General features: G+C 71.0%; 11 protein-coding genes. All 11 read right to left on the reverse strand.

Features of this window, described 5'->3' with window-relative positions; genetic code table 11:
* Window positions 1-22: 22 nt before the first annotated feature.
* The 11 genes from AAFF41_RS12810 to pyrG all read right to left on the reverse strand — a co-directional run bounded on the left by AAFF41_RS12810 (window position 23) and on the right by pyrG (window position 13,200).
* On the reverse strand, window positions 23-1,048 hold the full coding sequence (locus tag AAFF41_RS12810; protein WP_319744609.1) for an ADP-ribosylglycohydrolase family protein: 1,026 nt from the start codon (window positions 1,046-1,048) through the stop codon (window positions 23-25).
* Window positions 1,045-1,788, reverse strand: coding sequence for an NUDIX hydrolase (locus tag AAFF41_RS12815; RefSeq protein ID WP_319744607.1), 744 nt, complete (start codon window positions 1,786-1,788; stop codon window positions 1,045-1,047). Before AAFF41_RS12815 ends, AAFF41_RS12810 begins: the two co-directional genes overlap by 4 nt.
* Window positions 1,789-2,058: 270 nt before the next feature.
* Window positions 2,059-3,231, reverse strand: coding sequence for a pseudouridine synthase (locus tag AAFF41_RS12820; protein ID WP_319744605.1), 1,173 nt, complete (start codon window positions 3,229-3,231; stop codon window positions 2,059-2,061).
* Complete coding sequence (scpB, locus tag AAFF41_RS12825) at window positions 3,231-3,887, reverse strand: SMC-Scp complex subunit ScpB (RefSeq protein ID WP_054234465.1); 657 nt, start codon at window positions 3,885-3,887, stop codon at window positions 3,231-3,233. Before scpB ends, AAFF41_RS12820 begins: the two co-directional genes overlap by 1 nt.
* Window positions 3,884-5,065, reverse strand: a complete 1,182-nt coding sequence (locus AAFF41_RS12830) for a segregation and condensation protein A (protein ID WP_319744603.1) — start codon at window positions 5,063-5,065, stop codon at window positions 3,884-3,886. The genes scpB and AAFF41_RS12830 overlap by 4 nt, the downstream gene beginning before the upstream one ends.
* An 18-nt stretch (window positions 5,066-5,083) precedes the next feature.
* Entirely contained in the window at window positions 5,084-5,653 is a 570-nt protein-coding gene (locus AAFF41_RS12835) for a hypothetical protein (RefSeq protein ID WP_319744601.1), read from the reverse strand.
* Window positions 5,638-6,765: a ParA family protein gene (locus AAFF41_RS12840; RefSeq protein WP_075027827.1), complete on the reverse strand. Its 1,128-nt coding sequence runs from the start codon at window positions 6,763-6,765 to the stop codon at window positions 5,638-5,640. The genes AAFF41_RS12835 and AAFF41_RS12840 overlap by 16 nt, the downstream gene beginning before the upstream one ends.
* Window positions 6,766-7,188: 423 nt before the next feature.
* Window positions 7,189-8,313 (reverse strand): alanine dehydrogenase, encoded by a 1,125-nt coding sequence (ald, locus tag AAFF41_RS12845; protein ID WP_319744599.1) that lies wholly within the window; start codon window positions 8,311-8,313, stop codon window positions 7,189-7,191.
* A 165-nt stretch (window positions 8,314-8,478) separates the two neighbouring features.
* Window positions 8,479-10,578, reverse strand: coding sequence for a tetratricopeptide repeat protein (locus AAFF41_RS12850; RefSeq protein ID WP_343323979.1), 2,100 nt, complete (start codon window positions 10,576-10,578; stop codon window positions 8,479-8,481).
* Between the two features lie 259 nt (window positions 10,579-10,837).
* Window positions 10,838-11,464 (reverse strand): NUDIX hydrolase, encoded by a 627-nt coding sequence (locus AAFF41_RS12855; protein ID WP_319744594.1) that lies wholly within the window; start codon window positions 11,462-11,464, stop codon window positions 10,838-10,840.
* Window positions 11,465-11,550: 86 nt separating this feature from the next.
* Window positions 11,551-13,200, reverse strand: coding sequence for a CTP synthase (gene pyrG / locus AAFF41_RS12860; protein ID WP_054234472.1), 1,650 nt, complete (start codon window positions 13,198-13,200; stop codon window positions 11,551-11,553).
* Window positions 13,201-13,534 lie beyond the last annotated feature (334 nt).

Raw genomic sequence — 13,534 nt, forward strand, 5'->3', positions numbered from 1 at the left:
CCAAGCATCCCAGAGCCGCCGCTCAGGCATCCCAGAGCGCCCCCAGCGACATGAGGTCACTCTGGTACTCGATGCGGTCGGCCCACTCCGTCGGCCAGGCGTCGGAGCCGTGGTGGGCGCCTGCGAACGCGCCCGTCAGACAGGCGATGGAGTCGGAGTCGCCGGAGGTGCAGGCCGCGCGGCGCAGCGCGGTGACGGGCTCGTCGACGAACTGCAGGAAGCACAGCAGTCCGGTGGCGAGCGCCTCCTCGGCGATCCAGCCCGCGCCGGTGGCCAGGCACGGGTCGCTCTCGGGCGAGGCGGTGCGCACGGCGTCCTGCAGGCGGTCGAGGACCTCCAGGCACTCGTCCCAGCCGCGTTCGATGAAGTGCTCCGGTGTGGGGTCCTGGCTGCGGGTCCACAGGTCGCCGAGCCAGCGGGAGAGGTAGCGGCCGCGGTTCCCCTGGGCGTACGAACGCAGGAGGCCGATCAGTTCGGTCGGCTCGGCGCCTTCGGCCAGGAGCCACACGGCGTGGGCGGTGAGGTCCGAGGCGGCGAGCGCGGTGGGATGGCCGTGGGTGAGCGCGGCCTGCAACTGCGCGGCGCCCGAACGCTGTTCCTCGCTCAGCCCCCGTACGAGCCCGACCGGCGCCACCCGCATGTTGGCCCCGCACCCCTTGGAGTCGATCTGGCTGGCCTCCTGCCAGGGCCGGCCCTCGGTCTTCAGGAGGTTGCAGGCCACGAGGCAGGTGCGGCCGGGCGCGCGGTTGTTGTCGGGCGACTGGTACCAGTCCACGAACTCCTCGCGCACCGGCCGTTGCATCCGCAGCGGTGTGAGCAACCCGCGGTCCATCGCCGTACGCAGCCCCCGCCCCAGCGCCAGCGTCATCTGCGTGTCGTCCGTGACGATCGCGGGCCGCGGCAGCTTCATCTCCCGCCAGGGGCCGAACTTGGCCAGGATCGAGGGGATGTCGTTGAACTCGGTCGGGAAGCCCAGCGCGTCGCCGAGGGCGAGGCCGAGCAGGGATCCGCTGGCGGCGTGCTTCGCGAGCGTCGGGGTGGTGGTCATGAGGGCCGTCCTTCCGAAGGGGGACGCAGCAGGGGTGGCTGCAGGGCGGTGGCGCCGCCCGCGCGGTAGAGCGCCGCGGGTTTGCCGCGGCCTCCGGTGAGGCGTGCGGCCCCCGGGACCGGTGCGACGAACCCGGGCGTGGCGAGGACCTTGCGCCGGAAGTTGGGCCGGTCGAGGACGGCGCCCCACACCGTCTCGTAGATCCGCTGCAGCTCACCGAGGGTGAACTCGGGCCGGCAGAAGGACGTGGCGAGACAGGTGTACTCGAGCTTGGCGCCGACACGTTCGTGGGCGTCGGCGAGGATGCGGTCGTGGTCGAAGGCGAGCGGACCGGCCGAGCCGTACGGCAGCCAGCGGGCCTGCGCCGCGTCACCGCCGCCGTGCGGCTCGGGAGGGTCGGGGAGCAGCGCGGCGAACGCGACGGAGACGACCCGCATTCTCGGGTCGCGGTCGGGTTCGCTGTAGGTCCGCAGCTGTTCCAGGTGGAGGCGGGAGAGGTCCCGGATGCCGGTCTCCACGGCGAGTACGCGCCGGGCGGCCGTCTCCGCGGATTCCTTCGGCAGCACGAAGCCGCCGGGCAGTGCCCAGCGGCCGACGTACGGTTCCTGCCCCCGTTCGACGAGCAGCACCTCGAGTTCGCCCGCGCGGACGGTCAGGACGGCGAGGTCGACGGTGACGGCGAAGGGCTCGAAGGCGTACTTGTCGTAGCCCTCGGGAGCGAGCCCTCCCTCTGCGCGCAAATCACCCGCCTCCGGTTCCGCACGTGTCGTGGCCGGTACCGGCCGGCACGAGCAGGGGCCAGTACGAGTAATAGTCAGTACGACTATAAAAAGCCGAACCGCGCCCTACAAGACCTCGGGCGCGGTTCTCGGCACATCCGTGTTCTCGGCGCATCCGTGACAGAAGCCCTCAGCGGCCCCTGGAGCGCGTCGGAGCCCTCCGCGCTCCCCGAAGGGCGGTGAAGGCGGGCGGAGGGCGCACAGCGCCCTCCAGGGCCGCCGGGCGTGGGGCTAGAGATCGACCTCCTGCATGAGCATCCCGACCTCGGTGTTCGACAGGCGGCGCAGCCAGCCCGACTTCTGGTCGCCCAGGGTGATCGGACCGAAAGCCACGCGCACGAGCTTGTCGACCGGGAAGCCGGCCTCCGCGAGCATGCGGCGCACGATGTGCTTGCGGCCCTCGTGCAGGGTCACCTCGACGAGGTAGTTCTTGCCGGTCTGCTCGACGACGCGGAAGTGGTCCGCCTTGGCGTACCCGTCCTCCAGCTGGATGCCGTCCTTGAGCCGCTTGCCCAGGTCGCGCGGGATGGGACCCACGATGTGCGCGAGGTAGACCTTCTTCACGCCGTACTTGGGGTGGGTCAGCCGGTGCGCCAGCTCGCCGTGGTTGGTGAGCAGGATGACGCCCTCGGTCTCGGTGTCGAGCCGCCCGACGTGGAAGAGCCGCGTCTCGCGGTTCGTCACGTAGTCACCGAGGCACTGCCGGCCCTCCGTGTCCTCCATGGTCGAGACCACACCGGCGGGCTTGTTCAGCGAGAAGAACTGGTACGACTGCGTGGCCACGGTCAGCCCGTCGACCTTGATCTCGTCGTGCTCCGGGTCGACGCGCAGACCCTGCTCCAGGACGATCTCGCCGTTGACCTCGACCCTGGCCTGCTCGATCAGCTCCTCGCAGGTACGCCGGGAGCCGTAGCCCGCGCGCGCGAGCACCTTCTGCAGGCGCTCGCCCTCCTCCTCGGCCCCGGGGTGGGTCCTGGGCGTCTTGATCTCCGGCTTGCCCGCGTACCGGTCCCGGTTGCGCTCCTCGGCCCGCGTCTCGTACTCGCGGGAACGCGAGGGTTCCGTACGGCCGCCGCGCTGCTGGCCCTGCTTGGGGCCGCCCTTGGCGCCGCCGCGGGCCGCGTTGCCGCGCCCGGACTTCGGGCCTTCGTGGGACGCGGCGGGGCCTACGTCGTAGCGGCGCTCCTCGGGGCGGGGCTTGCCGGCGCGCTTCGGCCTGTCGTCGCGCCCTCCCGCGCTCCTCGGCTGGGAGCCGCCCCCACCGGCGCCCCGGGGGTTGCCGCTCCCGCCGGTCCCGCGAGGGTTGCCGCCTCCGCCGGTCCCGCGGGGATTGCCGCCTCCACCGGTCCCGCGCGGGTTGCCGCGCCCGCTGTTCCTGCCACTGCCACTGCCACTGCTTCGCATCAAAGTTCCGTCGTCGTCGTGTCGTCTGCATCTGCATCCGGTGCATCCGGATCGAACGACGGGACCCCTTCCAGCGTCTCGGCCTCGATCGCGTCCGCCTCGGGGAGGAAGGGCGCGAGCTCCGGGAGCTCGTCCAGACCGCGCAGGCCCATTCGCTCCAGGAAGTAGTTCGTCGTCACGTACAGGATCGCACCTGTTTCGGGTTCCGTGCCCGCCTCCTCGACCAGACCGCGCTGCAACAGGGTGCGCATCACACCGTCGCAGTTCACTCCGCGGACCGCCGAGACCCGCGATCGGCTGACCGGCTGGCGGTAGGCGACGACCGCCAGGGTCTCAAGAGCCGCCTGGGTGAGCCGGGCCTGCTGCCCGTCGAGGACGAAGCGTTCGACGGCCGCCGCGTACTCGGGCCGGGTGTAGAACCGCCAGCCGCCCGCGATGAGCCGCAGCTCGAAACCGCGGCCCTGGACGGTGTACTCGTCGGCCAGCTCCCGCAGCGCGTCCTTGATCTGCCGTTTGGGCCGCTCCAGGATCTTCGCGAGGTGCTCCTCGGTCGCGGGCTCGTCCACGACCATGAGGACGGCCTCCAGGGCGGGCTTCAGATCGAGGTCGGCGACGGTGCGCAGGCCCGCCGGGACGTCGCTGCTCTCCTGGCTCACGCCTTCTCCTCCTTGGCGCCGTCCTTGATCTTGTCGTCCTTGGTGTCGCCGTCCTTGGCCCGGTCGTCCTTGGCCACCTCCGGCGGGCGGTCGAACTCGTCCGTCACCCTCGGCTGGCCGTCGCCGTCACCGCCCGTCCAGCGCACCATGAGCTCCCCGAGGGCCTCCTCCTGGTCGAGGGCGACGGCCTTCTCCCGGTAGAGCTCCAGCAGGGCCAGGAACCGGGCCACGACGGTGAGCGTGTCCTCGGTGTCCTCGACGAGGGCGCGGAAACTGGCCTCCCCGAGCTCCCGCAGCCGCGCCACCACGATCCCGGCCTGCTCCTGCACGCTCACCAGCGGGGCGTGGATGTGGTCGACGTACACCTGCGGTTTGGGTTTGGGCTGCATCGCCTTCACGGCGAGCCTGGCGAATCCTTCCGCCCCGATGCTGATGACCACCTCGGGCAGCAGCTCGGCGTGGTGGGCTTCGAGCCCGACGGTACGCGGGTAGCGGCGGCCCTCTTCCTCCAGCCGGGCGTTGAGGATGTCCGCGATCTGCTTGTAGGCGCGGTACTGGAGCAGCCGCGCGAACAGCAGGTCCCGGGCCTCCAGCAGCGCCAGATCCGCCTCGTCCTCGACCTCGGCGGCCGGGAGCAGCCGGGCGGCCTTCAGATCGAGCAGCGTCGCCGCGACGACCAGGAACTCGGTCGTCTGGTCGAGGTCCCAGTCGGGCCCCATCGCCCTGATGTGCGCCATGAACTCGTCGGTGACCTTGGACAGCGCCACTTCGGTGACATCGAGCTTGTGCTTCGAGATCAACTGAAGCAGCAGGTCGAACGGCCCCTCGAAGTTCGCGAGCCGTACCTTGAAGACCCCGTCACCGGCCTCGGCCTGCGCCGGAGGCCCGGCCGAGGGCTCAAGCGCCGTGTCCGCAGGAGGGTCCACTGCCGGAGGCTCGGGCGCCGTCTCCGCCGGAGGCTCGGGCGCCGTCTCCGCGGCGGCCTCTACGGGCTCCTCGACGGGCTCCTCGACCGACTCGGCTCGCCCGTCGACCGGCGGCCCCTCTGCTGGCTCGGCGCGCTCCTCGGGCCGCCCGTCCCGCTCCTCCGTCGGGACCGGCGTCGCGCCGGGGCCCCGCCCCAGGACACGACGACGGCCGCCGGAGCCGGCGGGGACCGAGGTGTCGTTCGAGGTCATAGCCGTCGCAGGCTACCGCTACCGCCCGCGAAGCCGTCGTACGAGGATGCTCGCGTCCCCGCGGGATTCAAGATCGGCGAGTACGACGGCGACCGCCTCGCGGACGATCCGGCCGCGGTCGACCGCGAGCCCGTGCTCCCCGCGAAGCACCAGCCGGGCGTGCTCGAGGTCCATGAGCTCCTCGGCGGACACGTACACCGTGATCTTCTCGTCGTGCCGCTCCCGTCCGCTGGGCCGCCGGTTGGCGGCGCGGGAGCGCTTGCTGCCGCGGGCGGCCTGCCCGCCGGCGCCCTCCTGCGTCGCCTGGCGCCGCGCCGAGCGCTCCGGGGCCGTGCCCCTGCTGCGGGACTCTCCCGCGTCCGCCTCGGCGTCCGCCGCGACGTGTTCGTCGCCCTCGCCGTCACCGCCCTGCACGGGCACCGACTGCGGCGCGTCCTCCGCGACGGCGGCCGGGTCGCTCTCACCGGCCGGAGCCGGTACCCGGGCCTCGCCGTTGGTCCGGCGGCTGGGGGTGGATGACTGGAGCGCCATGCCCCCGGTGGTACGGAACAGTTCGTCGGCCCCCGGCAGACTCACTCGGCGTGACACCGGGCGAGCACCTCCCTGGCGAGCTGGCGATAGGCGGCGGCACCGACGGAGTTGGAGGCGTACGTGGTGATCGGCTCACCGGCGACGGTGGTCTCCGGGAAGCGGACGGTCCGGCCGATCACCGTGTGGTAGACGTGATCGTCGAACGCCTCGACCACGCGCGCGAGCACCTCACGGCTGTGCACCGTGCGGGAGTCGTACATCGTGGCGAGGATGCCGTCGAGCTCCAGCTCGGGGTTGAGCCGCTCCTGGACCTTCTCGATGGTCTCGGTGAGCAGCGCGACACCACGCAGGGCGAAGAACTCGCACTCGAGCGGCACGATCACCTTGTGGGCCGCCGTGAGGGCGTTGACGGTGAGCAGGCCGAGCGAGGGCTGACAGTCGATCACGATGTAGTCGTAGTCGGCCATCAGCGGCTTCAGCGCGCGCTGGAGCGTGGACTCGCGCGCGACCTCGGACACCAACTGCACCTCGGCGGCGGACAGGTCGATGTTGCTGGGCAGCAGGTCCATGTTCGGGACCGCCGTCTTCAGGAGCACCTCGTCGGCCGCCATGCCCCGCTCCATGAGCAGGTTGTAGACGGTGAGGTCGAGCTCCATGGGGTTGACGCCGAGGCCCACGGAGAGCGCGCCCTGCGGGTCGAAGTCGACGAGCAGGACCCGGCGTCCGTACTCCGCGAGCGCGGCACCCAGGTTGATGGTCGACGTCGTCTTGCCGACGCCGCCCTTCTGGTTGCACATCGCGATGATCGTCGCGGGGCCGTGGCTGGTCAGCGGACCCGGGATCGGGAAGTAGGGCAGCGGGCGTCCGGTCGGTCCGACGCGCTCACGGCGCTGACGGGCCGCGTCGGGCGCGAGCGTGGCCGCGTACTCCGGATCGGGCTCGTACTCGGCGTCGGGGTCGTAGAAGTGCCCCTCGGGCAGTTCGTCGTAGTCGGCGAAGTGGGTGTGGTTCCCGCCACTTCCGTTGCCGGCCATGGCGTTCACGTGATGGCCATCCATGCTCTGGTGTGCTGTCTGAGTCATCCGGGGACTCTTTTGCGCTGCGAAGGTTCGGACAGCGACGGAGCCGACAGCCTCGAGCCCCGTGGGGCCCTGGCCCCGCGCCGGCATTCCTGGTTGACCACCCCCGGGAGTAAATGTCGACTCATTCACAAGTCGTCTTACCTCCTTGGTGACCAGGAAACTTCTAGATAGGTCAGCGTGGCACCATGCCGACGGTTGGCGACTCTATGGCGTGTCACCGGTCCGCAGCAACACAATCCGCCGGACCCGACCCGATGTGTCGGCAACCGAACACCCCTCTGTCAAGGGCGTAAGGCCGTCGCACAGCAGGTTTCACGGGTGTGCGAATCGGTTAAAGGGTTACGTTCGTGGCGAGTTGAACGAGTGTCGCAAAGTGACCCGACACACACCCGGCCGGACCTCGCTGGGCAAGGTCCGGCCGGGTACGGGGCGTTGACGACCTGTGTTGACGTATCGCCTTTTGCCGATCGATGGGTCAGCCGGCCACTCGGCCGGTCACCCTTCGGTGTCTCAGCCGAGCAGGGACTCCAGCTCGACGTGCTCCAGGCCGTGCGCCTCCGCGACCTCCCGGTACACGACCTTGCCGTCGTGCGTGTTGAGGCCCTTGGCCAGCGCGGGGTCGCGGCGCAGCGCCTCGACCCAGCCGCGGTTGGCCAGTTCCACGATGTACGGCAGCGTGGCGTTGGTCAGCGCGTACGTGGAGGTGTTGGGCACGGCGCCGGGCATGTTGGCGACGCAGTAGAAGACCGACTTGTGGACCGGGAAGGTCGGCTCGGCGTGCGTGGTCGGACGGGAGTCCTCGAAGCATCCGCCCTGGTCGATCGCGATGTCGACAAGAACACTTCCCGCCTTCATCCGGGAGACCAGCTCGTTGGTGACGAGCTTCGGGGCCTTGGCACCGGGGATCAGGACCGCACCGATGACGAGGTCGGCCTCGAGGCAGGCCTTCTCGAGCTCGAAGGCGTTGGAGACGACGGTCTGGATCTTCGTGCCGAAGATCTTGTCCGCCTCCTTGAGCTTGTTGATGTCACGGTCGAGCAGGGTCACCTGGAAGCCCATGCCGATGGCGATCTGCGCGGCGTTCCAGCCGGAGACGCCGCCGCCGATGACGACCGCCTTGGCGGGCAGCACACCGGGGACACCGCCGGGCAGCACACCGCGGCCGCCGTTGGCGGCCATCAGGTGGTAGGCGCCGACCTGGGGGGCGAGGCGGCCCGCGACCTCGGACATCGGGGCGAGCAGCGGCAGCGCGCGGCTCGGCAGCTCGACCGTCTCGTACGCGATCGCCGTGGTGCCGGACTCCAGGAGCGCGTCCGTGCACTCCTTGGACGCGGCCAGGTGCAGGTAGGTGAAGAGGGTCTGGTCCTTGCGGAGGCGGTGGTACTCCTCCGCGATGGGCTCCTTGACCTTCAGCAGCAGGTCGGCGGCGGCCCAGACCTCGTCGGCGGTCTGCAGGATCTGCGCACCGGCGGAAACGTACTCGTCGTCCGTGATCGAGGAGCCGACACCGGCGTTCCGCTCGACGACGACCTGGTGGCCGTTGCGCACCAGCTCGTGCACACCGGCGGGGGTGATGGCCACCCGGAACTCGTTGTTCTTGACCTCGCGGGGGATGCCGACCTTCACGTCGATCACGGTCCTTGACTCAGAGGGTTCTGGGGCTATGCACGGCCGAGGCGATGCAAGCCGGGGCAATGCATGTCATACCCGGATACACGGGGGCGCACCGGGAGACACCACGAAAGAACGCGGCGGAGCCAGTCTAATGAAGGGGTTCGCTCTGTCTAGCCTTTCAATGCATCAATCTTCGACGGATGTACTACGGATTTCGCAGGCGTTAGCACCTTGTTCCGTGCCTTCTGTGTCTTCCACGGCCGTCGCGCACTCCGGGAGCTCATCACCCAGCATGCGCTCGGCCGCCTTGCGGTGCAGTCGCGCCGCGGCGGGGTCGCCGAGCCGGTCCAGGGTGTCGGCCAGCCGGAGCTGCAGCGCGGCCTGCAGCCGGTGGTCCTCGGCGCGGCGCGCCCACTCGACCGCCTCGTGGCAGGTGCGCAGCGACTCCTCGGGCCGCCCGGCGTACTCCTGGACGCGCGCCAGCTCGCTCAACGCCCGTGCCTGAGCGGGCACATCGCCGTTCCTGCGGTGTCCGGTGACGGCGGCGCGCCAGTTGCGCAGCGCCTCGCCGTAGCGGCCCGCGTAGGTGTGCGCGGTGGCGATACGGCCGTACAGCCGGGCGGCGTCCACCCGCTCGTCCCGTGCCAGGCGTTGGGCGAGCGCCCTGCCGTACCAGTCGGCGGCCCGGTCGTGGTCCCCGAGCTCCTGATGGGCGCCGCCTACGGATTCCATCGCGCGGCCGGTCGCATACGGGTCGTTCGCCTCGCGTCCGGCGTCCAGGGCGGCCCGGTAGCGGGCCAGGGCGTCGGCCGTGCGGCCGGTCTGCGCGTCCAGGTCGGCGAGGTTCAGCAGGGCCGCGGCCTTCTCGCGGGGCAGACCCCGGCGCTCGGCGACGTCGAGGACGAGGCGGTGGATGCCGTACAGCTCGGGCGCCGCGGCCCGGGTGCCGAAGTGGGCGACCATCGCCCGCACCAGCGCGGCCATCAGCCGCCTGGCCAGGGTGTCCAGCTCCCCGTCCGCGACCGCGAGCCGGGCCGCGGCCAGCAACGCGGGCTGCCGGATGCGCAGCCAGTCCTCGGCCGCCCTGGGGGTCGGGAAGCGCAGTTCGCGGGGCAGCGCGGCGAGCTTCTCGCGGGCGGGCGCGTTGTCGGTCTCGGTGATGGCGCGGCAGGACACCAGCAGCCGTACGGTCCGCTCCAGCATCCGGGCGCGGGCCAGCTGCAGCTCGGCCGGGCGGTCCTGGCTGTCGGCGAGGGAGCGCAGCAGCGGCAGCAGGCAGCCGGGCACCTCGTACTGCGGCAGCCGCGACTCGACGGGCCGTACGAGGCCGAAGCCGACGAAGTCGTCCAGCGCGGCCCGTGCGGTGTCCACCGAGCAGCCGGCCAGCGCGGACGCGGTGTGCGGGTCGATGAGGCCGGCCGGGGCGAGCGAGAGCAGACGCAGTATCCGCGCGGCGGTGGCGGACAGCGCGGTGTAGACGAGGTGGAAGACCCGGGCGAGCGGGGTGCTCTCGTCGCCCTCGGTGCGCAGTTGCTTGGCGAGGTCGGCGACGGCCGAGGTGGGGCGGGCGGCGAGCCAGCCTCCCGCGAGGCGCAGGGCGGCGGGCTGACCGGCGCACTCCTCGACCAGTCCCTCGGCCGCCAGCGGGTCGACGGTGATGCGCACCGAGCCGGTGAAGCGGTCGAGCAGTTCGAGCGCGGACTTGGTGTCCAGGCCGCCCAGGGTGCAGGGGCGGACGTCGGCGATGCCGGTCAGCGGCCCGCCGGAGACCGCGACGACCAGGCACTCGGGGGTGTCCGGGAGCAGCGCGTCGACCTGCTCGGCGTCGGCCGCGTCGTCGAGCAGCAGCAGGACGCGGCGGGTGGCGAGGGCCTCGCGCACCGCCTCGCTCAGGTCGTCGGCGGCGGCCCCCGCCGGAGCGGGCAGCTCCAGGGTCCTCAGCAGTTCCCGCGCGGTGCGCTCGGTGGGCACGGGAGTGCCGTCGGGTTCGGTGAGCCGGGCGCGCAGCACCCCGTCCGGGTAACTCCCCGCAACCTGCCGCGCGAGCTCCTCGGCGAGCGCGGTCCGGCCCGATCCGGGCCTGCCGGCGATGAGCAGCACACGCGCGCGGGGTGCCTTGCGGCCCGCGAGGGTGTCCAGGCCCGCGCGCTCGATGTCGACCCTGAGTTCCTTCAACTCTCTTGTGCGGCCCAGGAACTGACCCTCCGTAGGAGCGGACCCGGCAGCCGGGCGCCGCCCCGCCGACGACACCTTCGCGCCGTCTGTGTCCACCGCCTGATCCGCCACGGGCCACGCTCCCGTCCCACTGCGCGCGCAAGCCCGCCGGGACTCCGGTTCGGGCGTTTCCAGAGCCTAGTTCACGCTCTGCGACGATCCGGGCGGAGCACGGCGGGGACGTCCCCCGATCGGATCAGCCGATCGTAGGACTGCTGGTGTCCGGCCGTTCGATCCGGCCGTTCGATCCGGCCGTTCGATCCGGCCGTTCGATCCGGCCGTTCGATCCGGCCGTTCGATCCGGCCGTGGCAGCGGAGCGTCCGGGGTGCGTCAGGACGCGAAGGGGCGGGCCGGCCAGGGCGCCTCGGCCGGGCGCAGCGCGTCGAGTCCGTCGCCGCCGCGGGCGGCGACCAGGGAGAGGACGCCCACGACGAGACAGTTGTTGTGCAGTTCGCCGCCGAGCACCCCGCGCACGAGGTCGCCGACGGGGACCCGGGCCAGCTCCATGTCGGCCTCTTCGTCCTCGACCTCGAAGCGCTCCCCCTCGGCCTCGGAGAGGTCACGGGCGAGGAAGATCCGCACGGCCTCGGAGCAGCCGCCCGGGGTGGTGTAGACGTCGGTCAGCACCCGCCAGTCCTCGGCCTTGACGTGCGCCTCCTCGTACAGCTCGCGCTGGGCGGCGTGCAGCGGGTTCTCACCGGGCACGTCGAGGAGTCCGGCCGGGATCTCCCACAGCTTGTGGCGCACGGGGTGCCGGTACTGGCGCAGCACCACCGCGCGGTCCTGGTCGTCGAGGGCGAGGACGGCCACGGACCCGGGGTGGACCTGGTAGTCGCGGCGGGCGATCGATCCGTCCGGCATGACCACGTCGTCGGTGCGGACGGACGTCTTGTTGCCGACGAAGGGAGTCGCGGTGGCCCTGACTTCCCACTCCTCGGGGGTGTCCTTGATCGTCATGTCGCCCTGTTCCTCCTACGCACCGAACGAAAACCGGGGCACGTGTCCCAAAAGACGCGTACCCCGGCCACCGTACAGCCCTGCTGTTACTTGCCCGTCTTGCGCTCGACGGCGGCCTTGACCAGGCCCGCGAAGAGCGGGTGCGGGCGGGTCGGGCGGGAGCGCAGCTCGGGGTGCGCCTGGGTCGCGACCAGGTAGGGGTGCACCTCGCGCGGGTACTCGACGTACTCCACGAGCTTGCCGTCCGGGGAGGTGCCGGAGAACTGCAGACCGGCCTTCTTCTCCAGCTCGCCGCGGTAGGCGTTGTTCACCTCGTAGCGGTGACGGTGACGCTCCTCGACGTACTCCTTGTCGTCGTACACCTCGCGCGCGATGGAGCCCTCGGCGAGCTTGGCCGGATACATGCCCAGGCGCATCGTTCCGCCCATGTCGCCCTCGCCCGCCACGATGTCGAGCTGCTCGGCCATCGTGGAGATGACGGGGTGGGCGGTGGCGGAGTCGAACTCGGTGGAGTTGGCGTCCGGGATGCCGGCCAGGTTGCGTGCGGCCTCGATCACGATGCACTGCAGGCCGAGACAGAGGCCGAGCAGCGGGATCTTGTTCTCGCGGGCGTACTGGATCGCGCCGACCTTGCCCGACACGCCACGGTCGCCGAAGCCGCCGGGGATGCAGATCGCGTCGACGTCGCCGAGCTGCTTCGCGGCGCCCGCCGGGGTCTTGCAGTCGTCCGAGGTGACCCACTTGATCTTCACGCGGGCCTTGTTGGCGAAGCCGCCGGCGCGCAGCGCCTCGGTGACCGAGAGGTAGGCGTCGGGCAGGTCGATGTACTTGCCGACGAGCGCGAGGTTGATCTCGTGGAGCGGGTTGTGGACGCGGTCGAGCAGGTCGTCCCAGGTCGTCCAGTCCACGTCACGGAAGGGCAGGTCCAGCTTGCGTACGACGTAGGCGTCCAGGCCCTCGGTGTGCAGCACCTTCGGGATGTCGTAGATCGACTTGGCGTCGATGGCCGCGACCACGGCCGCCTCGTCGACGTCGCACATCAGCGAGATCTTGCGCTTGATGGCGGTGGGCACCTCGCGGTCGGCGCGCAGCACGATCGCGTCCGGTTGGATACCGATGTTCCTGAGAGCCGCGACCGAGTGCTGGGTCGGCTTGGTCTTCAGCTCACCGGAGGGGCCGATGTACGGCAGCAGCGAGATGTGGACCACGAACACGTTGTCCCGGCCGACCTCGTGCCGGACCTGGCGGACGGTCTCCAGGAAGGGCAGCGACTCGATGTCGCCGACCGTGCCGCCGACCTCGGTGATGACGACGTCGACGTCGTCGGTCGCCATACGACGGATCCGGTGCTTGATCTCGTTGGTGATGTGCGGGATGACCTGCACGGTGTCGCCCAGGTACTCGCCACGCCGCTCCTTGGCGATGACCGTCGAGTACACCTGCCCTGTAGTGACATTGGCGGAGCCGTCCAAGTCAACGTCGAGGAAGCGCTCGTAGTGTCCGATGTCCAGGTCGGTCTCGGCGCCGTCGTTGGTGACGAACACCTCGCCGTGCTGGAACGGGTTCATGGTGCCCGGGTCGACGTTCAGGTAGGGGTCGAGCTTCTGCATGGTGACCCGCAGGCCCCGCGCCTTGAGCAGCGCACCCAGGCTGGAGGCGGTCAGGCCCTTACCGAGGGAGGAGGCGACACCCCCGGTGACGAAGATGTGCTTGGTCGTCGTGGATTTGGGCGGCATGGCCAAGAGGGGGCTCCCGTGGTCGCGGTCTGGAGTGCGTACCGGCGTGGTGTCCGAAGATTTCCGGAGGTGCCGTCGCTGCGGTTCGGGGGTTTCTTGCCCACCGGTCCACGGGCTACCAGGGTATCAGCGACCCGAGGAGGCCGCTTCCGGCCACGCTCCGCACACACATCGGCACGGACCACACACAGCACTCACTCGATCGGACCAGTCGGGTTGCCTGGAGCGGCACGCGGATCACCCACGTGCGTCGTATCCTGCTCGGACACTCGCTGCCGAGTCCGGCCGGCACACGGCACCATCCCCGCCCGTATCCCGGAACCACGAGAGCTCG

This window comes from Streptomyces mirabilis, from assembly GCF_039503195.1.
In the GTDB taxonomy this organism is placed as follows: Bacteria; Actinomycetota; Actinomycetes; order Streptomycetales; family Streptomycetaceae; genus Streptomyces; species Streptomyces mirabilis_D.